Origin of the sequence: Bacteroides sp. CACC 737, from assembly GCF_013874375.1 — a bacterium.
Taxonomy (GTDB): domain Bacteria; phylum Bacteroidota; class Bacteroidia; order Bacteroidales; family Bacteroidaceae; genus Bacteroides; species Bacteroides uniformis.
Window position 1 is genome coordinate 1 of the sequence record NZ_CP059408.1, and the last position, 26,491, is coordinate 26,491.

Annotated in this window: 17 protein-coding genes, 1 tRNA gene, 5 pseudogenes and 1 riboswitch; of the genes and pseudogenes, 11 read left to right on the forward strand and 12 right to left on the reverse strand. The window is 41.9% G+C overall.

Translation table 11 applies throughout. The features are described 5' to 3' along the window. Positions 1-351: pseudogene (pnuC, locus tag H1A11_RS00175) on the reverse strand (nicotinamide riboside transporter PnuC); the annotation flags it as partial. After that, positions 351-2,655, reverse strand: a pseudogene (locus H1A11_RS00180) (TonB-dependent receptor). The pseudogenes pnuC and H1A11_RS00180, both read right to left, overlap by 1 nt. Before the next feature lie 33 nt (positions 2,656-2,688). Further along, positions 2,689-2,785, reverse strand: a riboswitch (TPP riboswitch). A gap of 104 nt (positions 2,786-2,889) precedes the next feature. Here H1A11_RS00180 and H1A11_RS00185 point away from each other — a divergent pair. Then, a pseudogene (locus tag H1A11_RS00185) lies at positions 2,890-3,759 on the forward strand (mechanosensitive ion channel family protein). A gap of 127 nt (positions 3,760-3,886) precedes the next feature. Here H1A11_RS00185 and H1A11_RS00190 read toward each other — a convergent pair. Next, a pseudogene (locus H1A11_RS00190) lies at positions 3,887-4,131 on the reverse strand (hypothetical protein). A gap of 130 nt (positions 4,132-4,261) precedes the next feature. Here H1A11_RS00190 and H1A11_RS00195 point away from each other — a divergent pair. Beyond that, a complete protein-coding gene (locus H1A11_RS00195; protein WP_117589786.1) occupies positions 4,262-4,804 on the forward strand; it encodes a hypothetical protein in 543 nt (180 codons plus the stop codon). Positions 4,805-4,852: 48 nt separating this feature from the next. Here H1A11_RS00195 and H1A11_RS00200 read toward each other — a convergent pair whose 3' ends face one another. Then, positions 4,853-5,260 carry a pyridoxamine 5'-phosphate oxidase family protein gene (locus H1A11_RS00200; RefSeq protein WP_005835009.1) on the reverse strand — a complete coding sequence of 136 codons (408 nt, stop codon included), beginning with the start codon at positions 5,258-5,260 and terminating at the stop codon, positions 4,853-4,855. A gap of 77 nt (positions 5,261-5,337) precedes the next feature. After that, positions 5,338-6,153 carry a helix-turn-helix transcriptional regulator gene (locus H1A11_RS00205; protein ID WP_117681346.1) on the reverse strand — a complete coding sequence of 272 codons (816 nt, stop codon included), beginning with the start codon at positions 6,151-6,153 and terminating at the stop codon, positions 5,338-5,340. Positions 6,154-6,280: 127 nt separating this feature from the next. Here H1A11_RS00205 and H1A11_RS00210 point away from each other — a divergent pair, with 127 nt between their 5' ends. Next, positions 6,281-6,730 carry a hypothetical protein gene (locus H1A11_RS00210; protein ID WP_005835014.1) on the forward strand — a complete coding sequence of 150 codons (450 nt, stop codon included), beginning with the start codon at positions 6,281-6,283 and terminating at the stop codon, positions 6,728-6,730. A gap of 234 nt (positions 6,731-6,964) precedes the next feature. Further along, the gene (locus tag H1A11_RS00215) at positions 6,965-7,174 is read left to right on the forward strand and encodes a winged helix-turn-helix domain-containing protein (protein WP_005835016.1); all 210 of its coding nucleotides are present in this window, start codon (positions 6,965-6,967) and stop codon (positions 7,172-7,174) included. Between the two features lie 705 nt (positions 7,175-7,879). On the opposite strand, the gene H1A11_RS00220 is transcribed toward H1A11_RS00215, so the two are convergent. The 3 genes from H1A11_RS00220 to H1A11_RS00230 form a co-directional block, all read right to left on the reverse strand. Beyond that, positions 7,880-7,955: transfer RNA gene (locus H1A11_RS00220), tRNA-Lys, on the reverse strand. Between the two features lie 94 nt (positions 7,956-8,049). Next, positions 8,050-9,165 (reverse strand): AI-2E family transporter, encoded by a 1,116-nt coding sequence (locus H1A11_RS00225; protein ID WP_008665790.1) that lies wholly within the window; start codon positions 9,163-9,165, stop codon positions 8,050-8,052. A 22-nt stretch (positions 9,166-9,187) separates the two neighbouring features. Beyond that, on the reverse strand, positions 9,188-9,793 hold the full coding sequence (locus tag H1A11_RS00230) for a thymidine kinase (RefSeq protein WP_005828444.1): 606 nt from the start codon (positions 9,791-9,793) through the stop codon (positions 9,188-9,190). Positions 9,794-9,903: 110 nt separating this feature from the next. Here H1A11_RS00230 and H1A11_RS00235 point away from each other — a divergent pair, with 110 nt between their 5' ends. From H1A11_RS00235 to H1A11_RS00255, 5 genes are all read left to right on the forward strand, one after another. Then, complete coding sequence (locus tag H1A11_RS00235; protein ID WP_117599252.1) at positions 9,904-10,488, forward strand: hypothetical protein; 585 nt, start codon at positions 9,904-9,906, stop codon at positions 10,486-10,488. 13 nt (positions 10,489-10,501) lie between these two features. After that, positions 10,502-11,176, forward strand: coding sequence for a 16S rRNA (cytidine(1402)-2'-O)-methyltransferase (gene rsmI, locus H1A11_RS00240; protein WP_005828441.1), 675 nt, complete (start codon positions 10,502-10,504; stop codon positions 11,174-11,176). Positions 11,177-11,210: 34 nt separating this feature from the next. Beyond that, on the forward strand, positions 11,211-12,089 hold the full coding sequence (locus tag H1A11_RS00245; protein ID WP_005828438.1) for a hypothetical protein: 879 nt from the start codon (positions 11,211-11,213) through the stop codon (positions 12,087-12,089). An 87-nt stretch (positions 12,090-12,176) separates the two neighbouring features. After that, on the forward strand, positions 12,177-12,875 hold the full coding sequence (locus H1A11_RS00250) for a YjjG family noncanonical pyrimidine nucleotidase (RefSeq protein ID WP_008665786.1): 699 nt from the start codon (positions 12,177-12,179) through the stop codon (positions 12,873-12,875). Between the two features lie 52 nt (positions 12,876-12,927). Then, entirely contained in the window at positions 12,928-13,593 is a 666-nt protein-coding gene (locus H1A11_RS00255; RefSeq protein WP_008665785.1) for a MarC family protein, read from the forward strand. Positions 13,594-13,652: 59 nt separating this feature from the next. Here H1A11_RS00255 and H1A11_RS00260 read toward each other — a convergent pair whose 3' ends face one another. The 4 genes from H1A11_RS00260 to H1A11_RS00275 form a co-directional block, all read right to left on the reverse strand. Continuing rightward, a complete protein-coding gene (locus tag H1A11_RS00260; RefSeq protein WP_181757152.1) occupies positions 13,653-15,170 on the reverse strand; it encodes a RagB/SusD family nutrient uptake outer membrane protein in 1,518 nt (505 codons plus the stop codon). A 17-nt stretch (positions 15,171-15,187) separates the two neighbouring features. Then, positions 15,188-18,007: a SusC/RagA family TonB-linked outer membrane protein gene (locus H1A11_RS00265; protein ID WP_366457213.1), complete on the reverse strand. Its 2,820-nt coding sequence runs from the start codon at positions 18,005-18,007 to the stop codon at positions 15,188-15,190. Positions 18,008-18,981: 974 nt separating this feature from the next. Beyond that, the gene (locus tag H1A11_RS00270) at positions 18,982-20,442 is read right to left on the reverse strand and encodes a RagB/SusD family nutrient uptake outer membrane protein (RefSeq protein ID WP_016274185.1); all 1,461 of its coding nucleotides are present in this window, start codon (positions 20,440-20,442) and stop codon (positions 18,982-18,984) included. 18 nt (positions 20,443-20,460) lie between these two features. Next, positions 20,461-23,427 (reverse strand): SusC/RagA family TonB-linked outer membrane protein, encoded by a 2,967-nt coding sequence (locus tag H1A11_RS00275; RefSeq protein WP_370528733.1) that lies wholly within the window; start codon positions 23,425-23,427, stop codon positions 20,461-20,463. A gap of 417 nt (positions 23,428-23,844) precedes the next feature. On the opposite strand from H1A11_RS00275, the gene H1A11_RS00280 reads away from it, so the two are divergent. Both H1A11_RS00280 and H1A11_RS00285 read left to right on the forward strand, forming a co-directional pair. Next, a complete protein-coding gene (locus H1A11_RS00280) occupies positions 23,845-25,065 on the forward strand; it encodes an ATP-binding protein (protein ID WP_119962347.1) in 1,221 nt (406 codons plus the stop codon). A gap of 135 nt (positions 25,066-25,200) precedes the next feature. Next, positions 25,201-26,344 (forward strand): annotated as a pseudogene (locus tag H1A11_RS00285) (ATP-binding protein). Positions 26,345-26,491 lie beyond the last annotated feature (147 nt).

A 26,491-nucleotide genomic window follows, 5' to 3' on the forward strand; every position in this document is an offset into this window, starting at 1 on the left:
GAATACGGCAGTAAGCGGCAGCAAGTAGCGCGTCGGCATATAGGTAATGGAAAGCTCCTGCTTTTGTTCTTCTGTTCTGTTGTTCTCTCCCCTTTGTGGGGCATCTTTCCGTTTCAAGATAGTACGTCGTAGTACAGCTCTGTACTTCCACATCATCCAGCCGTAGATGGCAGCACCCAGATAATAGATGTTGATGCCGAAATCTGCATACAACCCCGCATCATAGTAGACAAAAATATAGACGGCAGGCATAATGATGCCCGCTATCCAAAGATAAATGCTTGCCCGGTACTCCAACCAGAGGTAGAGGATCCCGGTCACAGTGCCTGTAATCTCAAGAATATGTTCCATCAGAAATTGATTGCTATATGTCCCAATACATTCGTTCCCGCCTGGGCAGCGTAGCCGGCATAGTTGTAACGGACTTTTCCTCCGTTATCGTCGAGATAGTATCCGCTGCCTGCGTATCCGTTATTCTCGTATTCTTCATTGAACAGATTATAGATGGTGCACCCTATGGTTACCGACTTTACTTTAGGCAACTTGAAGGTATAGGACAGATTCAGGTTGCTTACGAAATAAGCATCCAGCGTGCACTCCTCTTGCTTGGCGTTACTCATGTATTGCTTGCTGATATATTGTGACTGTAACGAGGCTTCGAATCCTTTGAACGTATAGCCGAAGCGGTTGTTCAGTATGAAGTCGGGAGAGAATGCGATGGGTATCTCCGTGTTCGATGACCCATGCTTCCGACCCTGCCTCTTCGTTTTCAAAAAGTGTCTCGGTAAAGTTCTGCACACGGTTCTTGCTGAGTGTGGCATTGATGTCCCATTGCAAGCCGCAGTCCAGTTTGATGCCAGCCATCAGTTCAATACCCGTACGGTAGCTGTCGGGCACGTTGCTGGCCATGGCTTCGCCTATCTCGTTCAACTCTCCCGTCAGTACCAGCTGGTCTTTTATAGTCCATAGTAGAAGTTGGCACCCGCATGGAGCCATGAGTTGGCGAAGGTATATCCCAGTTCGTAGTCGAACAAGCGCTCAGCCTTGGATGTTCGGTGAAGTAGCCGTCGGTGTAGTTGTTGCGCGTAGGCTCTTTATGGGCTACGCTGAACGAACCGTATAGGCGGTGGTTGCGGTCGATTTGCCAGGACAGTCCGGCTTTCGGGTTGAAGAAGTCGAAGTCTTCGTCGATGTCCAGCTTCTGCATTCCCGGAGTGGTGGCAGTCCAGTTGTACTTGTCGTTCAGTCCGTTTATCTTGTAGTCGATGTGGCGGTATTGCAGGTCGAGGTAGGCGCTGAGGCCGCTTACCAGTTCATAATTGGCTTTCAGATAAATATTGCCGTCATTCTTTGTGGCGTTGTTGCGGTAGTAGTCGTGGTCGGGGTTCAGTTCGCCGATATAGTTCTTTACCCAAAGCACTTTTCCAAAGTGGTCGCCGTCATAGCGATTCAGTGCACCGCCTAGCGAGGCATGCAGACGGTCGGCTTTGTAGCTTACGGAGAAGATTCCACCGCCAAACCAGTTGTCCATTGCCTTCTTGCGGATAAGGTCGCTTACTTCTACCTTGCCGCCATTGTATTCGAAAGGCGACATGCCGTACTCTGTCAACGAGCGTTCGCCTTTATATTCCTGGTAGTACCCGCCTTTGGTGTAATGCAGGCCGATATTCAGATTCCATTGCGAGGTGAAATTTGGTTGAACAGCAACTGGTAATTCTTCTGCGTATAGTTGTCGGTCTGGTCGTCATAGAAATGCAGTGCACCTCCTTCGTCCGTGAGGTAATGCTTCTCGCCGTTGTCGTCTTTATAATATTCTTTGCTGTATACATGGCCGTCCCGGTCGGTGGCGTACATGAATCCGCAGGAATTGTAACGCCGTCCGTAACGTTCCATCTCCTCCTTGCTGGCATAGTTCCATGCGTGGTAAGTGCGCTCTTTGCCGGCAAAGGTTATCAGTTTGACGGAGGTATTGTCATTGTAGTATCCTCCTTGCAGATAATAGGAGTTCAGTCCCACAGATGCCCGGTCTATATACCCGTCCGTACTGATGTTGGAGAGCCGCGCATCGAACGACCAATGATTGTTGATGAGTCCCGTTCCCACTTTCACCGTCTCCTTGTGCGTATGGAAGGAGCCGTAGGGAACCGTTGAATTCTGCATAGGGTTTCATGGAGAAATCACCCGTCTGCATGTTGATGCTGGCACCGAAAGCTCCTGCACCGTTCGTTGAGGTACCAGCTCCGCGTTGCACCTGCATGTCCTTGACGGAGGAGGCGAAGTCCGGCAGGTTGACCCAGAATACCGTGTGACTCTCCGCGTCGTTGATGGGAATACCGTTGGCGGTGACGTTGATGCGTGTGCCGTCTGTTCCGCGGACTCTCAGCGTGGTGTAACCCACCCCGGCACCGGCATCGCTGGTAGTAATGGCGGAGGGTGTCATACTCAACAGATACGGCAGGTCTTGTCCGAAATTCTGTTTTTTCAGTTGTTCTTTGCCTATATTGGTGAATGCCACCGGTGTGCTGTTTGTGGCACGTGTGGAGATGACTTCCACTTCCTGCAGGTTTATCACCCGCAGGCTGTCTTGTTCTTGTGCCTGCGCACAGACACCCAGTGCTGCCGTCAGGAGGCAGACCGCATTGCATGTCTCTTCATTTGCAATTGTTTCGTTTAGATGAATACAGAAAAGGGGAACTTTTCTTCTTTTCCCTCCGCCGGCATTACCCGGATCAGGTTAATGGGTATGATCTCAGCCCGTCGTATTAGGGCACCCCTTAGTTGAAATCGGGGCAAAGGTAGGAGTTTTCGTCGAAAGTGGCAAGTTAAGTGAACGAAACTCAGAGTTATTTGTTAATTTTGTAGCATTAATTTTAAAAAAAGAATATAGTTATGTTATCATCTTTATTCATGGCAGCCTTTGCTGCCCAAGTTGCTGACGATGGTTTCAGCAAACTGCAGATATTCCTTCAGCAATTGATAGATTGGGGCGTAAGTGCCGGTGGACGTATTATTGGAGCTGTCATCATCTTTGTGGTAGGACGGTTCTTGATTTCCTTTCTTAGGAAAATGCTGGCGAGGTTATTGGCAAAAAGACATGTGGATGCCAGTATCCAGAGCTTTGTGAAAAGTTTAGTCAATATCTTGCTGACCATTCTGCTGATTATTGCCGTTATCGGCAAATTGGGAGTGGAAAACTACTTCATTTGCAGCTTTGTTGGCATCTGCCGGTGTGGCTATCGGTATGGCACTTTCCGGAAACTTGCAGAACTTTGCGGGTGGATTGATTGTACTGTTGTTCCGTCCTTTCAAGGTAGGCGACTGGATTGAAAGCCAGGGAGTGTCCGGAACGGTACGTGAGATTCAAATCTTCCATACGATTCTGACCACAGCCGACAATAAGGTAATCTATATACCTAACGGTGCGTTGAGCAGTGGTACAGTGACTAATTACAGCCGTGAGGATACGCGTCGTGTAGATTGGGTGATCGGGTAGAATATGGTGAGAACTATGACAAGGTAGAGAGCACCGTGCGTCGTATCATCTCCGAAGACAGCCGTATCTTGAATACTCCCGAGCCGTTTGTGGCTCTTCATGCCCTGGATGCCAGCAGTGTGAATGTGGTGATTCGTGTTTGGGTGAAGAGCGAGACTACTGGGGCGTTTTATTTTGATATGAACAAGAAGATTTACTCCGTATTCAACGAGGAAGGTATCGACTTCCCATTCCCGCAGTTGACGGTGCATCAGGCGAAAGACTGAGTGGGCTACAAGTTTCAATTTATTAGCTATCAGCCACTATAAGTTACGGGCTACAAGTTGTCCTGCATTATCATACTGCAGGACAACTTGTAGCCCGTAACTTAATAGTAGTCGGTAACTCCGTAGTTTATTTATAACTTAATTCTGCCTCTATTTCTTCGCAGACATCTTGTTCCAGGTTGAGCAGCTGATTGATTTCTTTTCGTTTTTCCAAATCCGTGAAATAGCTCTCCACTACTGCATAGATGTTGAAGCCGGTTGTGGAACCCGCAGCCAAATCCAATGACTCAACCATTTTCTCTACTGCTTGATGAATGCGTTTCTTACTGATAAAATGGCAGTTCATTACTATGAAATTAAGCTCTTTTCCATGATTATTTTCTGTTTTAGTTATTGTAGTTATAACATTCTATCAAGCAAGTTAGTTCATGTAGATTGAACAGACTTGACAGTCGACCCGAACGATATTCTTTTTATATTTGCCAAAAATATAAGCGCGGCAATGAAAGAACTGTTTATAAAAATACTCCGTTTTCTGATGTTTGTACTGGTCGTAGCTTTGGGCTGCATCGGATATAACATCTATGAAGATACGTTGGCTGCTGTGTGGATACCCGTAGGGGTAGGACTTGTGGTGGCAGTCGTTACACTTCCTCTATATAAAAAATGGATATGGCTGACAACGATGGAGCAAAAGGCAGTGAATATATTGTGTCATGTGGTGTGCGTGGGTGTCATCAGTTGTTCGCTTTTTCTGGTAGGAAATTATCAGATGGCGGCTCCTGCTTCGACAAAGGAGGTGACGGTCACCGTACTTGAGAAGCTGATAAAAGAACATGAAAAGAGACGTAAAGTAGGCAAGCATCGTTATGTGTCGGACGGAGTACGTAAGGAGTATTACTTAAAGGTGGCTTTCGAGGATGGAGCGATAGAGACCTTGCATGTTTCCACAGCCACATACAACAAAGCACGAAAAGACAAACCGAAAGTCTTGACTTTGCAGAAAGGAGCTTTCGGATTGCCGGTGATAACGAAGGGGTTATAGTTCTAATTCCCCCATGCAAGACATCAGATGAGGAACAGAATGCTCTTCTTAAAGATTTCTGCGTACAAAATGTCCGTCAATCCAAATGGTGGCATGGTGTCCTTTGAATTTCAGTAATACATAATTGGGATCTGTCGGGCCTTTGCTGAAGTGTGCGCTGAACCACTCTTGCCACATTTCCTGCTTGGTGGCTTCGTCTTCTATAATCTCCACCTCACCGGTGAGCACTACGCTGTTTCCTTTTTCCTGAAAGCACAAACCTGCTTTCGGATTGGCTGCAAACTCCTTTGTTTTAAGACTGTCTTTGCCGGTCGCCAACCATACGGTTGTGGCCCCTTCCGACTTGATGTTGCTCATTGGAACGGGGCGGGGATATCCCTCTTGGTTGATGGAAGTGATGACGACGGTTTCGCATCTTGCCAAGATTTCTGCTGCTTTCTCGATTAATGTTGCCATATTGGATGTTTTTATTGATTTGATTGCTGCAAATATAGGCATGGTAATAGGAAGAGCTATTGTAAAAAAATCGACTTTTATGTTTTCACATAACTCAAAGTCCCTTCTTCCAATGGAGCGGAAGTGAGAAGCTGGCTTGGCGCGTTGCCGGACATCTTTTTGATTTCTTTTGAGAGATGGGAAACATCATAATATCCTGCTTTGATGGCAACGGACAGCAGATTGTCGAAAGAGGTACTTCGCAACAAGTCTACAGCATGTTTGAACTTCATAATCCGACTGTACTCTTTGGGTGTAAGTCCGGTGTGCTGCTTGAATTTCCGTTCGAAATGGCGTTGGCATAGGCAAGTCTCCTCCGCTAACCGGAGGAGTGACAAGTCACCCTTGCATCGATTGATTTGCTGTATGGCGAACAGCATGCTCCGTTCTGCTTTTGGACTGTATCGGCATAAGGCTTGAAGCAGGAAGTTTTCAATAAAGACCAGGTGCTCTTGAATGGTTCCCAGTTCGCCCAGTCTCTCTGCAAAAGAGTGGGTAAAGAGGCTTGTAAGCTCATCGGCGTTTAACCGTAAGTTGGTGAGCTCCTGCAAAGGGAGGTCCATGAAGCGAAGTATTCCGCAAGGCAGAAAACGGATTCCCAGCATATGGATTGTTACCGTATGGGTCACCAATTCAGAATATTTGGTCATGGCTCCAATGAAGTAGGCATGGTAGGGCTGCATAACGAGGCTGTCGTGTACGGCCTTAGGAGCTTCACCCAACGTGAATATAAAGTCAGTGCATCCGTCAGGCAGGATATTGATGTGCATGCCGTATCCGGGTTGTCCTTTAAACTCCCAATATTTGTCAATATAGGGGGAGAGCAGGGGGCTGGGATGATATTCTTTGTACATAGGTTGTAAAGATAGGAATAAACTTCGAAGATAGGGAAATCCCTATGTATAAATAGAGAGAATCACGGAAAAGGAGGTTTTTATCATACTACATTTGCTGTATGGATAAATACTAAAACTTTCTATTATGAAAAAGATGTCAGTTGTTTTAGGCTTGTTACTCGCTGTCTTGGTGACGGGCTGTGGCATTTATGAGAGCTACGGGTTTGATTATAAGCAGTTGAGCAGCATTGAACGTGGTATGAGCTTTAAAGAGGTGTGTACCATTTTAGGAGAGCCTGCATTTAGAGATTTGAATAAGGAGGGAGAGGCTTGGACATTCCGTGCTTATACTCCTGCGGGGTGGTCGGCTGTCAAGGTGTGGTTCAAAGACGGAAAAGTGGACGAAATGAAGAGCTATCTGGAGGATACTTATCCAGTTACCACTTCGCGGGACAAGAGTTTCATGGACGAGAAAAAAGAATCTTCCGACAAGAGTAGCGAAACAAAGGTAATAGTTTCGCCGGAAGGGAAACATTACATCAAAATGGGCTCGGTAGTAGTCACTCCCGAAGGCAAGCATATAATAGTACCTTGATTATACCAGCATAATCGTTTCCGGATATAGTATAATGTGAATATACCTTTCTATAAAGTGCTGATATTTATAAAGTTCTATATTTTTTGCAGATTTTAGGTATATGTAGTTCAAAGAATGTTATCTGAAATGAAAAGAATGGGCAATGTTTGTCATTGCTCTGTCTTTATCTTATATTTGAGTAGATAATATAGGATATCATTTTAAGAAAGGAACTAATAATAAGATAATAATATGAAGAATATTGAGAAGGCGACCAATAATATGAAAATGGTATATTCCATTCTGTGCAATCTTAAGAAGTGTACAATCTTTGAATTACAGAAACTGACGAAGTTCAGGGATGTGGATTTGTGTTTGGCCTTGGGGTATCTGCTGCAGAATAACCAGATTTATCAGAAGCGTATTGATAACATGGTTTACTATGGAGTCGTCGCAAAATGAAAAGATATACAATAGGTTTACCACACATTTTGCTTACATGCTTGCATGGCGCTTTCTAATTGTTTGTTATACCGCGTTTTACGGTATGTAAGCAGACGCTATGCAAGTATGTAGGCAAACTTTGCTTGCATGCTGTTTTTTCTTGTGCAAATGGCTGGTCTTCTTTCCGCAAAGAACGGCTCTTTCTTCTACTAAAAGCTTATTAATGACTATTGTGCACGGTTGTGATGCAGTTTCTTCACTATTGTGGTACGGCTTCTTCATGCTTGTGGAGAAGCAGTACCACAATAGTGCGCATATCTAACTGTCATTTACTCAGTGGACTAAAAACCTATATTTGAGTGATGAAAAACTGATAAATAGTCTTTCATTGGCTGTGTATGTACCTTCAAAAGAGTGATATGGCAGTGGATAATGTTCATGTCTTACAGTTTTTCAGTGAAAGAAATCATGAATATTGGGATACTTGAAAAATAAGTTTCTCTTTTGCACGCGAATTAGAAAACCAAAAGAGTTTTGTAATCCTCATCGGAGGGGCGTAAAAATACCGGATAAGATGACTGGGTAAAACCAATCATTTTCATTGTGCTTCTGTTTTGTGTTCTGAAGTATCGGTATGATTATAAACTTTCCAACCAACTCATTACGTAGCAGATGCCTTTAAAAGAAAAAAGCAATTATCTATTTCAGATAACTGCTTTTCTTTGGTGAACCGCTTGGGGCTCGAACCCAAGACCCCAACATTAAAAGTGTTGTGCTCTACCTGCTGAGCTAGCGATTCAGACCTTATTGCTGTTAAGCGGGTGCAAAGATAGATACTTTTGTTTAAAAAACAAATGGATTAAGGGAAAAAGTTTTGATAACGACTTCTGCTTTTACTCTTCTTGTTGATTATCAGTCTGTTCAAACTTGTGAATTTTTTCTCTGTTTATGATGAAACGTTGATAGTAGGAGAGCATAAGGGTGGTAAGCGGAAGTGCTATAATCATACCCAGCATACCCATCAATGAGCCCCAAATTGATAAAGACAGTAGGATGATGGCAGGGTTCAGGCCCGTAATTTTCCCCATGACACGCGGTACGATGAATCCGTCTTGAATGGCTTGTACTATGATGAATACCGCAAGGGCCGATGCAATGATAATCCAGAAGTTTCCTCCCGTATCCGCTGCTTTCAGTATGGCCAGCACGATGGTAGGTATAAAGCCAATAATCTGTAAATAGGGCACTAGGTTTAAAGCACCGATGAACAAGCCGAGCCCAATGGCCAGTGGGAAATCAATAATCAGAAAGCCTATACTGAACAGAATACCGACACACAATGCCACGAATGCTTGTCCGCGGAAGTATCTGTTCATGCCGTCTTTCACATCGTTCATTACATTGATTACGAAGGGCCGGTATTTCTGTGGTACCAGGTGGGGCCACCCTTCGGAAATGCTTTCATAGTCCAGCAATATGAAGATTATATAGAGAAGAATGAGAAAGAAAGTGAAGAAGCTGAACAGTAGATTGACGGATTCTGACAGCAAGGACCAGAGCCGGGGAACGGTTTCCTTGATGGCGTTCAGCATATTCTCTTCCTTGAACAATTGGGTGACAAACTGGGTGTCTATGTTCTCACGAAGGAATTCAGAGAGTGTTTTGGGCACATTGCCGTCGTGGGTTCCGTTGGAAAAGTAGTCTATTACCAAATCTTTCACCCTGACGAATTCGTCCATCATGGGAGGCACAAGCAGATAAAATGCGGTTCCTCCTACAATCAGAATACTGAATAAGGCGCAGAAGATGGATATGACCCGGTTCTTGAGCCTTAATCTGTACTGGAAAAAGGTGACCAGGGGGTATATCAGATAGGCAATGAGCCATGCGATGAAGAATGGCAGCAATACGCCGCTTAGACGCTTGAAGAGCATAAGGATGCCGATAATAATGACACCGAGTATGACACCGCGGATAAAACTGTCGAATGTAATCTTTTTGCGTTCCATAATGCTCTGTTTTTTGTATTCGTTAATGACCGCTTTCCTTTTGGTCGGCTTGGATGGCTTGCTGATAGCACTCCCGGCATAGAGGTTCGTACTCTTCGGTTTCCCCCAGCAGTACTTGTTTGTCGTTCTTGACGGTACGGTGGGAGAACGAGGCGAGTTGGCCGCATTTCACACAGATGGCATGTACTTTGGAAACTTCGTCTGCAATGGCACACAGTCCCGGCATAGGACCGAATGGAATACCCCGGAAGTCCATGTCCAGTCCGGCAACAATGACGCGTATACCATTGTTGGCAAGCTGGTTGCATACATCAATCAGGCCGCTATCAAAGAACTGGGCTTCGTCAATGCCCACTACATCTATCTCTGAAGTGAAGAGCAGAATGCTGGCAGACGAGTCGATGGGAGTGGAGGCTATGGAATGACTGTCATGCGATACTACATCGGCTTCGGAATAACGGGTGTCTATGGCGGGCTTGAATATCTCTACGCGTTGTTTGGCAAATTTTGCCCGTTTCAGTCTCCTTATCAGCTCTTCGGTTTTGCCGGAAAACATAGAACCGCAAATGACCTCAATTCTTCCCCTGCGTTTGGTTTCCTGTATATGATCTTCTGAGAATAATACCATGCTTTCGAGTGTTATATTTAAGCGCAAAAGTAACACTTTTGTTTGCTTTCCGATATTTTTTCATTATTTATTTCTACATTTGTAGCGTTAACACGGACTGTGTAAAGGATATGCAAACCTTATTAAATGACATAGAATTAGATATTCAGGAATTGAAATGTTTGATGCAAGCCATTTCAAGTGATACCAATCCGACATTGAGGATTGTGGCAAAACGGAATATCCAGCAGATGAAGGTACGCTTGGAGGCGTTGCAAGAACTGCTTGAGGAGGCGCCAACGGCTGTTGTGCCGCCCCTGAAGGAAATCCCTACTGCTACTACTCCTTTGGCTGGACCGGTTTCTCCGGTTGTACCGGTCGTCCCTGATACAATGAAGATGGTATGTGAGGAACCGGAAACAGTTCATACGGCTGAAGCGCTCCAGACTGTTGTAACTTCGGCATCTCCTATTTTGGCAGAACGTATCAAGCCTGCCAAGGATTTGAGACATGCCATCAGTCTGAACGATTCATTCCGTTTTGTCCGCGAGCTGTTCGCAGGCGATGCTGCACGGATGAATGAAGTGGTACGACGTTTGGGTGAGGCCCCTTCTTTGGACAAGGCTATGGATATTTTCGTTTCGGAAGTGCAGCCGGATGAAGAGAATGAAGCCGCTGTCGATTTTATGGAACTCCTCAAAAAATATTTCAGCTAAACAACCGATAAGTATGGGAAAACTTTATGTAGTGCCTACCCCGGTAGGGAATTTGGAAGATATGACATTCCGTGCTATCCGGATTCTGAAAGAAGTGGATTTAATATTGGCTGAGGATACACGTACTTCCGGCATATTGCTGAAACACTTCGAAATAAAGAATGTGATGCAATCTCACCATAAATTTAATGAACATAAAACGGTTGAAAGTGTTGTTAATAGAATAAAGGGGGGAGAAACTGTAGCTTTGATTTCGGATGCAGGTACACCGGGTATATCCGACCCGGGCTTTCTGGTGGTCAGAGAGTGTGTGCGCAACGGCATCGAAGTGCAATGCCTGCCGGGAGCGACAGCTTTTGTGCCGGCATTAGTGGCTTCCGGATTGCCGAATGAGAAGTTCTGTTTTGAAGGTTTTCTTCCACAGAAGAAAGGAAGGATGACTCGCCTGAAGGCATTGGCCGGGGAGCGTCGTACCATGGTGTTCTATGAGTCTCCCCACAGATTGGTAAAAGCTTTGGCGCAGTTTACCGAACATTTCGGTGCCGGACGTCAGGCATCTGTTTCGCGGGAAATTTCAAAGGTGCACGAAGAAACGGTGCGTGGAACGCTTACAGAATTAATAGAACATTTCACGGCGAACGAACCGCGCGGTGAAATTGTGATTGTAGTAGCAGGAATAGACGATTAAATAACTTCATTAACCAAACGTAAAACGAAAGCGTATGAAAAAGTTAGCAGTTTTAATTGTATGCGCGGCTGTAATGGCTTCGTGTGACAGTTTCTCTGGTGGCAGTAAGAACCAGCTGAAAGCTGAAAATGATTCTTTATTGATGGAACTGACTCAGCGTAATGCTGAATTAGACGAGATGATGGGTACTTTCAATGATATTTCAGAGGGATTCCGCCAGATTAATGCGGCGGAGAGCCGTGTGGATTTGCAACGTGGCGCTGTGGCAGAAGGCTCTTTGAATGCCAAGCAGCAGATTGCGTCGGACATTGAATTTATCCGTAAACAGATGGAAGAGAACAAGGAGCAGATTGCCAAACTGCAATCTATGTTGAAGAACAGCAAAAACAACTCTGTTCAGTTGAAGAGAGCTGTAGAATCTTTGACTCAGGAGTTGGTGGCAAAGACCCAGCGTATTGAAGAATTGCAGGCTGAGCTGGCTTCCAAGAATATCCGTATCCAGGAACTGGATGCTGCCGTGACCGGCTTGTCTAGTGAGAAGGAGGAATTGACTGCCGAAAATGAGGCGAAGGCCAAAACCGTTGCCGAGCAAGATAAGGCACTTAACACAGCTTGGTTTGTGTTTGGCACAAAGAAGGAGCTGAAAGACCAGAAGATATTGACAAATACCGGGCTTTTCAAAAAAGGCCAGGTGCTGAAAGATTCTGATATCAACAAGGACTACTTTACACAAGTGGATATCCGTACGACAAAAGAGATTAAACTATACTCCAAAGATGCTGATATCTTGACCACTCATCCTGCTGGCTCTTATGCGTTGGAGAAAGATGATAAAGGACAGCTGACTTTGAAGATTACAAATCCGAAAGACTTCTGGAGTGTGTCCAAGTATTTGGTAATCCAAGTAAAATAACACTGTTATAAGATTGATACAGAACGGACGCAGGTTATTGGAATTGATAATCTGCGTCTATTTTTATATATACCTTTCCTTTAAGTAATGGCATCTCAATATAAAAACCTCTTTTTTGATCTGGACGATACGCTTTGGGCATTTTCCCTTAATGCACGTGATACATTCGAAGAAATGTATCACAAGTATGACTATGGTCGTTTCTTTCGCTCTTTCCTGCATTTCTATACTCTTTATCAGCATCGTAATACAGAGCTGTGGGAAGAATACGGTAGAGGGCAGGTCAGTAAGGAAGAGTTGAACCGCCAGCGTTTCCTATATCCTCTGGAGGCAGTAGGGGCGAGGGATGTTGCTTTGGCTGAGGCTTTTTCTGATGATTTCTTTTCGGTCATTCCCACAAAAAATCGGCTGATGCCGCATGCTTATGAGGTGCTGGAATATTTGGCGGGGAAATATAACCTCTATATCCTTTCCAATGGTTTCCAAGAACTGCAATGTCATAAGATGCGTTCGGCGGGTATCGACCGCTTTTTTAAGAAGATTGTTCTCTCTGATGACATCGGTATCTTGAAGCCCTGGCCCGAAATCTTTCATTTTGCACTTTCTGCCACACAATCCGAGGTGCATGATTCTTTGATGATAGGCGATAGTTGGGAAAATGATGTGATAGGAGCCAAAGGAGTGGGTATGCACCAAGTGTTTTATAATGTAACCGGGAAGGAAGAACTGCCTTTTCAACCGACTTATCATATCAGTAATCTGAAAGAATTGATGCAGATTTTGTGACATTGAAATTTTTAATTGTACTTTTGTCTGCAGAAACGTATATTATACAGCTATGGACACAATCTTACCTTTCGCTCTACTTTGTTTTACCTCCTTCTTTACGTTGACAAACCCTCTCGGCACCATGCCGGTGTTTTTGACCATGACGCATGGAATGACGGACCGTGAACGGCAGTCGGTAGTATCGCGCGCCACTTTGGTTGCCTTTATTACGATTATGGTCTTTACGTTTGCGGGACAGTTCCTCTTTAAGTTCTTCGGTATCTCTACCAATGGTTTCCGTATTGCCGGTGGAGTTATTATCTTTAAGATTGGCTTCGATATGCTGCAAGCCCGTTATACTCCAATGAAGCTGAAAGACGAGGAAATCAAGACTTATGCCGATGATATTTCCATTACTCCTCTTGGAATTCCGATGCTTTGTGGTCCCGGTGCCATAGCCAATGCCATTGTGCTGATGCAGGATGCCCACACCATTCAGATGAAAGGAGTTCTTATAGGAATGATTGCCTTTATTTATCTGATTACCTTTTTCATATTGCGTGCTTCTACGCGGTTGGTCAAAATTTTGGGTGAGACGGGAAACAATGTGATGATGCGCCTAATGGGACTTATCCTGATGGTTATTGCCGTTGAGTGTTTTGTCAGCGGAGTGAAACCTATATTGGTGGATATATTGAAAGAAGGAGGCATACCATCACTGGCACACCTCCTCTAAACACTTTATTTATAAAAACACATTGGGAAAATTCCCAAGTTTCTTTAGGCTACTATTGATTAATAGCCTGGATTTTGTTCTATGTTCGGATTGGCATTGATTTCACCGACGGGAATCAACGGGAGCGCTTTCTTGGAGTCGCGGTTGAATGTACGCGCTTCTTCGCTCAATACGTCGTGCCATCCTCTGTCATTAACGTCCGTGTAGCGTGTAACGGTTTCACCGCGGCGCATAACATCGAAGTAGCGCTGTCCTTCACCTACAAGTTCCTTGCGGCGTTCGATGTAGATGCGGTCTAATGTGATGTTTCCGCTGGTTACTTGTTTGCTTTCATCCGTTGTGCGGTTGGAGATGATATCGTTCAGCAAGTTGGCAGCCTTGTTCTTGTCTCCGGCTTGGAAAGCTGCTTCTGCTGCTGACAAGTAAACTTCTGACAAGCGCAGCAATGGGACATTGGAGTAACGTACATCTCCGTTTACAGCAGGCATTTTGTTGATGTAAACTTTACGTTTGTCAAATCCTCCTGCTGCCGCTGCCAATAATATGTCGTTACGGATGTCTGCCGGGTCGGATGTAAGCATGTCAGAGAAGTCTTTTGTGACAATTACATCTCCATATCCGGGAGAAGCGCCAGCCTTGTCTGCATATAAGTAGGCAATACCTTCACGGTCTGTCCAGTCAGTATTGTTGTTGATGGAAATCTCGAACATGATTTCTTTTGAATGATTGGCATCACTTTTGCTCCATGCAGCAACATATTCTGACGGTTTCCAAAGTTTGTAAGACGAGTTTGATATGATGTCTTCAGCTACGGATAAAGCCTTGCTCCATTCGCCTTTTGTCATATATACACGTACCTGCAAGGCTTTGGCAGCCCAAAGGTTGACATAACCCACTTCATTGGTTTTGGGCAGTGCATTTGAGTTGATTGCATCTGTCAAATCCTTTTCAATAGCCTCATAACATTGGGCTACCGTGCTGCGGCTTGGCTTTTCTGTCGATTCCAGCGGGGAGGTAGCGATGGGCACACCGAGTGAGCTGCCTTGATCTACTGTATAAGGTTTACCGTAGATACGTGTAAGGTCAAACAGTGCCATGGCGCGCAGAACTTTTGCTTCTGCATCATATTGGTCAATAGTGGCTTTTGCCTCTGCCGCGTCGGTCAGGTTGCCACTTTCTGCTGCCTGAATCAGACGGTTGGCGCGTGCTATGACTACATAAGGCATCTGCCATACGGCTGTTGAGGTGGTGAAATTGTCGGCAGTTGTATATTCCATATAGTAGTAGAAGTTTGCTCTTCCACTTCCACCGTTATATTCATATTGGATATCTTCCCCTCTCATGTCACCGTATACGAACATGAGGCGTCCATAATAATTAATCAGGCTACTGTTACCTTTAACGGCAGCATAAAGTCCCGTCCGCACATTGGCCAAATCATCGCTGTTCTTGATTGCGGTTTCAGCATCTATTCCGTCTGCGGGTGACTGATCCAGCCAACTGTTGAGGCATGATGAAGTGCTGACTGCCATAGCTGCGCAAAGCGTTGCTGTGTATAATGTCTTTAATATTTTCATTTTCGTATCTTTATTAGTTAGAAATTCAATTCTATTCCGAATGTATATGTTCTCAATGCCGGAGTCTCAAATGTGCATAGTCCGTCTACACGCATTTCCGGATCTACAAATAAGTCTTTAGATTTCCATGTAAGCAGGTTGGACCCCGAGAAGTAAATTCTTGCCTTGCTAAGTCCAAGCTTGTTGATATAGTTTTGCGGAATGCTTACACCTAATGTGAGGTTCTTCAGACGTAGATAATCAGTAGGCATCAGCCAGCGTGAAGACAGTGAAGCTACGCTTCCATATTCAAATTTAGGCAATGTGGCATTCGTGTCGCCCGGGCCGGTCCACATCTTTGAGATGTCGTAGTATGTCGGTACGGCACCACCGTATAGATGTGAACCGCCATTGGAGTGCTGCCAAGTGGAGTAGTCAAAAGCATCACCACCCAATGAATAAGTGAAAGTGAAGCCCAAGTCAATAAACTTCCATTTGAGGTTGTTGGTAAGACCGCCTTCTATACTAGCCTGATGCTTGCCTACAATAGTTTTGTTGGCTTCAGAGATATTGGTTGTTGTCTTGCGGGCATTCTCTGTTCCGTCATTCAGGTAGAACATTTCTTTACCGGTCTCAGCGTCGACTCCGGCGTATTCATAAACATAGTATGAATAGTAAGGTTCGCCTACACGGTGAATCAGTGGTCCTGATACGATTTCATTCTGCTGGCCATCCAGTTTGGTCAGTTTGTTGCTGTTATGTGCCATGTTCAGAGAAGTGGTCCATGTGAAATCCTTGTTTCTGAAATTGGTTGATGTAATGGTCAACTCAAAACCGGAGTTCTTCAGTGAACCGATGTTCTGCGGAGTGGTATATCCGTAATCGCCATCATAATATCCTCCGACTTGTGATACGGGGAGGTCGTATATAAGGTCACTGGTTTTACGCTGATAGTAGTCGAATGTTACGGAGATACGGTCAATGAATGAAAAGTCGAGACCGATATTCCATGTTTTGTTCTTTTCCCATTTCAGGTCCGGGTTTGCAATTCCGACGATTGACATTCCTGACTGTCCATTGTATATGACTCCATATTTATAAAGATTCATATAAGCGTAATAGTCTGATGGTTGCGTTCCGTTTACACCATATGACACACGGAGCTTTCCATCTGTCAATACACTCTTGACGGGATTCAGAAAACTTTCGTCTATGAATCTCCATGCTCCGGAAACCGACCAGAAACTTCCCCAACGGTTTTCTCTTGCCAGACGTGAACTTCCGTCGGTACGATAGCTGAGACCGAGATAATATCTGTCTGCGTAGTTATAATTGGCACGTCCGAGGAACGAAGTCATGCGATAGCTCTGTCTGTTGGTTTCGGCACTTGTTGAACCGGCATTTGTCAATTCGTACAAATCACCCGGATAGTCTTGGCCTGCCATATAGTTGAAAGCATATTCCGTATCTTGTGTTTCAAAACCAAGCAGGGCATCAATATTGTGCAGGCCGAAAGAGTTGATGTAAGAGAGCTGGGTTTGTGTATTCAGCTGGTCATTACGATTGACAATGCGCTGCATGACACCACCTGGAGCGCCATTGTTTGAGTGTCTGTCCCAAAGAACATCATTGGTACCTTGTGCGTAATCATAAGCAATCTTTTCACTTAAATTTAACTTGTCCCAAATATTATAGGTCAACTTGATTGTATTAAATGCCTTCATCAGGGTATAAACGTCAGAGCTGTGCTCTCTTTCATACAAAGGATTGACTCCAAATATGCCGCAACCATTGTTTAATGTGCCGTCTTCATTATAGGGAGTTGATGAGGGGCTTTGGAAGAATGCATAATTGGCTACAGGCCCATCATAGGAGGTAGCTTCATTGGTTTTGTTTTGTCTTACTTTTGAAAATTGGCTTGTAACCTGAACTTCAAAGTCTCCAAACTTATGAGTGAGGTTTGCATTACCAGTGAAACGTTCCAGACCTTGTTTGTAAATGATGCCTTCCTGATTGGTATAAGCGGCTGAGGTGTAGAATTTGGTACGGTCGTTGCCGCCAGATACGCTCAGCTGGTAGTTCTGATGAGAACCGTTACGGAAAAGCAGGTCTTTCCAATCCGTCCATCCGGTTGAGGGTTTTGAAGCGAAGTCCTCGATGTTCTGGTCTGCAAAAGTTGCGGCATCTGCATCGGACATGTTTCCGCTGTATAATCCATAATTCTTGAGACCGGTCCATAAGAGTTCGCGGCGTGAGTCACCGTCGAGCATAGGACGATAATCTATTGCCATGTTTGAAAAACCCCAGTCAGAGCGGAAACTTACATTTGTTTTACCTTGTTTTCCGCTTTTCGTCGTAATGACCACAACACCGTTAGCAGCACGCGAGCCGTAAAGAGAGGCAGCCGCCGCATCTTTGATAACTGTGATAGACTCGATGTCATTGGTATTGAGTGAAGACAGAATATCAGTTCCTGCATCACTATAAGTGAACTCGGATAAGTCTCCACTTGTTACCGGTGTTCCGTCAATAACATAAAGCGGATTGTTTCCGGCATTGATGGAACCCATACCACGTACACGAATACTGCTTACAGAACCTGGATTACTTGAACTTGAACCAAAAGTAACACCAGCGACATTACCAGAAAGCTTGTCGGCAACAGAAAGAACAGGTACATCTTCCAAGGTGGAAGTGTTTACAGTAGAAGCAGCTCCGGTAAATGATGCTTTTTTAAATGTACCGTAACCGGTAACCACAACCTCTTCAAGCAGCTCAGAATCGGATTTCAAAATTACCTTTACATGAGGTTTAATCGTTACTTCTTGGGTTTGCATACCAACAAACGAAATCACCAGAGTTTTCGCGGAACTATATTATGCCTATATTGTTGATAATAAGCAATATAAAATAAATAAAAAGAGCTCCTGAAATAAAGTAATCCTCTAGAGAAGATACTCTATACATATCCACTGTAAATGACAATCTACTTATATGATACTATTTGTAATGGTAATATGCTGATTTGAAGGTTTTTAATTCTGTACTGATGTGCTATAATCATAACGTCAGGATCTTTTTTCTCAAAAACTAGAAGGGCTTTGTCAATATCTATCATTTAGTTGCTTTTTGTCAATTATTTACTCGTGTTGTTTATTCCATCTATGAGAATGTAACCCCTTATGTAAAATACTATTGAATTTATAATGGTTACATAAATACTATCCTACCTATTTATCCATTTTATGCATAGAACACTATGTAATTGTCTCTATCTTATAAATGGAGATTATTCCAAATACAAAGTAATTGGAGTAAAGAATTCTATAGCTATGAAAAACTACTGTTTGGAGCATGTCAAAAACGTAATGAGGAAGTCTTCTTGTAAGAGAATATAGTCTACATAGAATAACGAAGACTGAGTGGATATATTTTTATAATTCAGGGGAATAAAGAATGTACTTTTGTAATCCGCGCTGACTCCCGTGTCGTGCAGACAATTCAGGTTTGCTGTTTATTGAAGAGAGGATATTTCTATCGTTTCAGTTCTTCTCCATAAAGTCTATGCAGTATGATACGTGCCGGTATACTTTTAATCTCTCCATTGGCATCACTTTGGAAGACGAGGAAGAAATAACCGTTAATCCCCGGCAGCGAATTTCTATACGTCCTATTTGGAAATGGTTGTTGCAGAAATAAAGTGGAAAAGATAGAATAACAAAAGCCGCTTACTTCACAGTGAACGGCTTTTAAAACACTTTATTTAGAAAACACCCTATCAAATAGAGATGTTTTGAAAGTTCATAAATCAGATATACTCCTTCTTACAGACTTATTTATAAGCAGGATTCTGATCATTATTTGTCAGTTCTCCATTAGCATCAATCTCTGCTTGCGGAATAGGTAATTCAAATCTATCAGAGCCAGCAGGAAGGTCTAATTGACTAGTCCACAAATCGTGTCCGTCAACTCCAGTTCTTGTCAATGCCAAACCTCTACGTTTCATGTCGAATAGGCGATGTCCCTCTGCAAATAATTCACGCCTTCTTTCTTGTTGTATCTCATCTGCTAAACCGGCATCCGTTCCACTATATTTATCCAATCCACGAGCTATCCGAACAACATTTAATGCTTCTTTAGCCACATCATAATGCTGTTTGTCAGCAGCTAATTCAGCAATAATAAGATACATCTCAGAACCACGCAGCATATTGAAAGAGCCTTGTCCCATTTCATTGTTACGACTATGAATCTTTGTTGTCAAGTATCCTGTTTCACTGATATAATCGTTTGTTTCAGAATCTTTCGGGAACTGAGTTTTGCGTATATCTTTATCTTCCATTAGATTAATCAAAGCCTTTGAAACTCGTAATGAGCTATAACCAATAACAGCATCTTCATAATCATCTCCACACAAATACCAGAAAGAGGGTAATGAAAGATAGAATTGATTATCATCAGTTGGACATTCGAAAGCCCAAAGTGTTTCTGAGTTAACTTCACAGAAATCAGCTGTGTAAACTGCCGTATTCATCAAATTAACACCTTTCAATGCAGCATTGGCATGTTTGATGCCATTTGTTTCATCACCTAAATCCAAATACAAACGTGCAAGAATTCCATGAGCAGCATTCGCACCGATATATGCCTTAGATGAAGAAGAATGCTGGTCCAACAATCCACATGCTTTTTCCATGTCAACGACAAGCTGATTATACACATCTTTTACCGTAGCACGAGGAAGGTCTTCTGTTCCAGAAGAAATACGTAAAATTATGCTCGGATTATCCGGGTACTTGTTTACAGGTTTGGCATACATTCTTACTAAGAAATGATAAGTATAAGCTCTTAGAGATAGCGCTTCACCTTCAATTCTGTTACGCTCTGCACTTTCTGCCAGGTTTCCGATATTATCCAAAATGGCATTCGTATTATCTATGATACTGTAACATCCCTTCCACGGGTCATCAGTATAGGTACTTCCTGGAGAAACTGTATATTGATAAGGAGACACAAAACGTCCATAATTGTAGTTGGGGTCAGGTGTCACCAATGCGTCATCTCCCATAATGTCAGGCAAGAAGAAAATATATTGGTTGGTCATATGAGCCAACCAGCCATTGGTCAACCAGTCATAAGCACCGGTCAACACTTGCTGCGCACCGTCTATCGTAGTAAAGGTGTTAGAATCGGACATTTGGTCCGAAGAAGTAGTATCCAAAAAATCATCACCGCAATTTGCCAAGCTAAGACCTATTGCAAGTGCTATTATAGTTTGCTTTATTCTATTCATCGTAATCTCAATTTTAAATTAGAAACCAATATTTATACCAAATAAGATTGTACGAGGCAATGGAACCGTACCTGCACCGTCCAATACTCCGGTTACACCTCCCAATTCCACATCGTAACCTTTGAAACTACCATCCAAGTTCCATACACAGATATTCTCCAGACTTCCAAAGAAACGTACTGTCTCCAACTGTATCTTCTGTGTCCATTTTTTTGGTAGAGTATAACCTAAGTTGATATTTTTAAATTTAATGAAATCTGCATCGTGCAAATAGCGGCTTGATGTAGAATGAGAACTTGAAGTGTTATTGGGCAAGAATGCAGGATTCGGAGCGTTTGGATTCTCTTTTGTCCAATAATTCGCTTGATCTTTGATGGCTTGATAACCGTTGTTGTTACCATCATTCAGCAAATTGGCTTCGTACGCATCATATATCTTTCCTCCAAAACTATAAGTAAAGAGGAATGAAAGGTCTAATCCTTTAAATGTAAATGTGTTATTCAAACCTCCAAATACATTGGGAAGTGCAGAACCAAGTTTGTATTTGTCTGCAGTAGAGTAAGTTGAAGTGGTAGTTCTTTCACCTGTCGGATTACCTTTATCATCTTTTACGTCTTTATACCAAAGTGGAGTACCGGTTTCTTTATCTACTCCGGCCCATTCTTGCATGTAAAATTCATAAAGGCTGTAGCCTACCGTACGAACTTTTGTACCAACAACTTCCTGTTCTTCGGGATAAGAAGTGATTTCATTCTTGTTAAAAGAGATATTGAAGTCGGTTCCCCAATTAAAGTCTCCGGCTTGAATATTCAGGGAATGCAAATCTACTTCTATACCAGAGTTGCGCATACCACCCAAATTAGACATAATTATGTCCAACCCCGTAGAACCGGCTAAAGGTTTTTCCAATAACAGTTCATCAGAGTTTTTGATATAATAGTCAATGGATCCATGCAGGCGACTGTTAAGTACTGCAAAATCCAACCCCACATTGAAGTTTTTGGATTTTTCCCATGACAAATCAGGATTTGCTAATTGAGAATGTCTGAAGCCAGACTCTCCGTTATAATTGGCTCCACCTTCATAGAAGGCTTGATAACCATATAAGTAATCAGATGTTTTGTTACCTGAAGTACCATAGCTGGCACGCAGTTTCAAGTCATCGAGCCAAGTAATATCTTTCATGAAGTTTTCTTCGCTGATACGCCAATTTAATCCGACACTCCAAAATGTACCATAACGATGTCCCGGTGCAAAACGTGAAGAACCATCGGAGCGGATACTGAATGAGGCAAAATATTTATTCTGATAATCATAATTTAATCGACCAAAATAAGAAAGCATGCGCTCTTTATCTGTTACAGAACCTACTTCTTGCGGAGTAGCAGCTACATTCAGCTCTGTCAAACCACCAATTGGAAATTTTGTTCCTTGTGCATAAGTGCGCTTGTACTCTTTATTATAGATTTCATAACCAGCCAATACCGAGAAGTGATGGTCTTCCTTTATGTTGAAATTATAATTTAATGTACTGGTCAATCCAAAAGTATTGTTCCAAATGGCATATTTGTACAAGCGTCCTTGTGCAGCTTTACCATTACCATGCTCCGCATTATACCATTGCGTTTCATCCAAATTGATATAATCATATGAAAGACTTGTTTTCCAATGAACTCCATAAAAGTTGAAATCCACGTAGGGATTTACCAAAACACGGTATGTGTTAGTTGCATATTTGTCAGTTTGTGCAAATGATATAACATTCATATCCTGAAATATGGGATTCTTGAAGTTATAAAGAGGTTTGCCATTCTCATCATATTGCATTTGGAAATTTTCATCCAAATCATATACTGGAACAGCATTGGGTAGGAAAATACCATTAGTCAAAGGACTAGCACCGCCACCTCCACCTACAGGAGTGTTTTGTTTTGCCAAAGAGAAAGTGGAATTGATACCCATACTGAACCAAGGTTTAATTTCTGTTGAGACATTTGCACGACCTGAATATCGTTCAAAATCCGAACCAATCACAATACCCTCTTGATTCATATATCCCATAGAAATGAAGTATTTTGATTTCTCGTTTCCTCCATTTACACTGATATCGTATTCTTGTGACATCCCGGTTCTGAAGACTTCATCCAACCAATCGGTATCAATCATCAATTGAGCGCCAGATGTCAAGTCGCCAGAAGCATCCAGAGGGTTAGCAACATTATATGGATTTCGCCCATACATGCTTTGTGTGGATTTGTTGGCTGCAGCAGAAGCTTCTTCTGAGGACATGCCTTTAGCAATATTATTATTATAGAAGCCTCCATAATACAGAGCATAATGTTCGGAGGCATTCATCAAATTATAACCACCAGAAGGGAGTTTGGAAGATGACATTTGAGCTTTAAAGCTAACCTTGGCTTGTCCTTTTTTACCCTGCTTCGTTGTAATCAGAATAACACCATTGGCCGCACGTGATCCGTACAGAGAAGCAGCAGAAGCATCTTTTAAGATGGTAATAGACTCAATATCATTCGGATTTAAGTTTGAAAGTGGATTTGCACTTGTCCCATATTTACTGGTATTTGCAACTTCACTTAAGTTTGCAGCTTCAATAGCAACTCCATCTATAACATAAAGTGGGGTACTTGAGGCAGACATAGACCCGATACCACGAATACGTACCTGTGTAGACGAACCCGGTTGACCGGAGACACTTGCGATCTGCAGTCCAGGAGACAATCCTTGTAATGCTTTCTCAAATGAAGTAACTGGAAGCTTTTCCATATCACTGGATTTGATAGTAGCAACAGAACCTGTTAGTGAGTTCTTCTTTGCAGTACCATAAGCTATGACTGTTACTTCATCAAGAATTTCACTGTCGGACTTTAAGATGACTCTTAAAGAAGGTGCGACAGCCACCTCTTGCGTTTGCATACCAACATACGAAATTAGCAGAGTTTTCGCGGAACTACAATATATGTATATTGCTGAAAATTAATAATTTACAATCATTATAAAACAAGGCTTACTCTATTATATATTCTATATAAAGGTATATGGCGAAGGGAGGTAAGTGGTTTGAAGTACCCATTTCATACCATTTTGAATAATTAAAAGCTGATAATAAGCACGTTATTATTAAATTTCATTCTACCCTTTTAATTTGTGATGTACTAATTAACCCAACAAATGTTTTTTATTCAAGAATAACGATAAATTATATAGAGGAATTTATCTTGAAATATAGATTTTATCCATAAAAGTCCCAAAATTCTTTTTTGTTGAGAAATATTTAGTTTACATATATTATTTATAATGTATGAATGTGGAATATACATAGAAATATTCAATTATAATTGAAATATTTTATATCTTTGCATATAAACTAAATCATGTTTGAATATGAAAAATTATATCTCCCGTCCTTTATACATAAAGAGAATTGAACCGTTTATTGATAAAAGTATAATAAAAGTAATAACCGGCCAACGTAGGATAGGTAAAAGCTACATTCTTTTACAGATATCAGATATCATAAAGAAAAACATACCGGAAGCCAATATCATTTTTGTAGATAAAGAGCAACTTGCCTTCACGGAAATTAGGAACTACATGGATCTTTATCAATATGTTTTAAAGAAGGTTACTGGGCATAATCATAACTATCTTTTTGTAGATGAAATCCAAGAGATTGAAGAATTCCAATTGTGTCTGCGGAGTTTATTGAACGAAAATAAATGTGATATCTATTGCACCGGAAGTAATGCTAAAATGCTGTCCAGTGAACTTGCTACTCAATTGGCAGGAAGATATATAGAATTTCCCATTCACTCACTTAGCTATGGGGAATTCTTAACTTTCAATCAACGCCAAGACTCCACCGAAAGTCTAAAACTCTATCTTACATTCGGAGGTATGCCATACATTCATAATCTAACAATGGACAAGAATGTCATATTCGAGTATTTGAGAAACGTTTATTCTACTATCCTACTAAAAGATGTGGTTGCACGTGAATCAATCCGGAATGTATCTTTTTTAGAGAATCTCGTAGCTTATCTGATAGATAATACCGGCTCTCTTTTTTCTGCCCAGAATATTAGTAAATATTTAAAGTCGCAACACGTCAACATTCCCACGCAGACAATTCTGAACTATCTAAAGGCACTGTGCAATAGTTTCTTTATTTACAAAATTCAACGAGCTGAAATCCGAGGGATGAAAATCTTTGAGATTGGTGAGAAATATTATTTTGAAGATTTGGGATTACATAATTCCATACAGCATTTTGATTTTCGAAAAGACATCAACAAGTTAATGGAAAATGTTGTATGCATTGATTTATTAAGATATGGATATGAAGTATATGTCGGAAAGAGTGGCAATAAGGAAATTGATTTCATTGCTTCCAAGGACGACCATAAAGTCTATATCCAAGTAGCATATATGCTTCCCGATGATGCAACTGTTAGGCGAGAATTTGGCAATCTTTTGGAAATAGCAGACAATTACCCCAAATATGTAGTTACAATGGATGAAATGCAAAGCGGGGGAAATTACAAAGGAATTAAACAAATTTCACTGCGAAACTTTTTGTTGGCAGAGGATAAAGAAAGATTGTAAATCTATAATTTAATTTCCAATATGAGAAGAGTAAATCAACAGATTTCCTCTGACAGATTATATGAAACAAAGTTGGAGAATCGATACAAAAGCATTGTGATATTTGCATTATAATAAGATTATAATTTTTTTTGTATAAAGCATTCACTTTATGGAGAAGAATACCCTTTCATAACCAATGGATATATATCCGCTGAATATTTTTGTGACCGTGTAGCTGAAACCGGAACATTAACCCGTTATATCACAAATGGTAACAATGTAGCTTTAATATCTTCTCGTCGTTTAGGAAAGACGGGCTTAATAGAACATTGTTTTCATCAAAAGACATATCGAAAAGGAATATTATATTTTCTTGATTGATATATATGCGACTAAGAATCTTCAAGAGTTTGTTTTTGAGCTTGGCAAAGGAATTATGAATGGTCTGAAACCACGAGGTAGAAAAGCGTGGGATTTGTTTTTAAGTTGCTTGTCATCGCTTCGGGCGGGAATTTCATTTGATTTTGCAGGAAATCCCGGTTGGAATTTGGAGATGGGAGATATAAAAACTCCTTCTATTACTTTGGATGAAATTTTTTATTATTTGGAGAAGGCCGACAAGCCCTGCCTGGTGGCTATTGACGAATTTCAAGCTATTGCCAAATATCCGGGAAAAAATATTGAAGCTGTATTGCGTACCCATATTCAGCATTGCGCAAATGCAAGATTTATTTATGCAGGTTCCCAACGGCATATGATGGGCGAAATATTCACAAGTCCAGCACGCCCTTTCTATCAAAGTACAGCCATCATGGAATTACATCCAATAGACATAGGAACTTACACAAAGTTTATTAGGAAACATTTCCTCATAGCCAATAAAGACATTACAGAAGAAACTGTTCAGAACGTATATGAACGTTTTGAGGGCATTACATGGTATATTCAATTCATCTCCAACTCATTGTATGCAATGACAGCTACAGGTGAAATTTGTACGGCAGACAAAGTGAGCATAGCGATCGAAAACATTTTGTCTCAGTTGAATTTTACTTATTCCTCTCTTCTTTATCAACTTCCTCCCAAACAAAAGGAGGTATTGTTTGCCATTTGCAAAGAAGGAAAAGCAAGGGAAATAACTTCTTCCAGATTCTTGAAAACCTATAAATTGACAGCCAGCTCAGTACAAGGAGCTATAAAAGGATTGTTGGACAAGGATTTTGTTACTTGTGAACTTGGAGAATACAAGGTTTACGATAAATTCTTTGAAATATGGTTATTGAAGCAGTCTAAATAAGATTGATATGTCAGTGCATCTGCAATGATTTGTGTTGCCCTCTTTATACAACAAGAACCAGATTTCGTTATATTAAAAAAGGAGAGTATTCTAAATTTAGATACTCTCCCTCTTTTATTCATCTGATTTGCACAATCTAATGTGGCA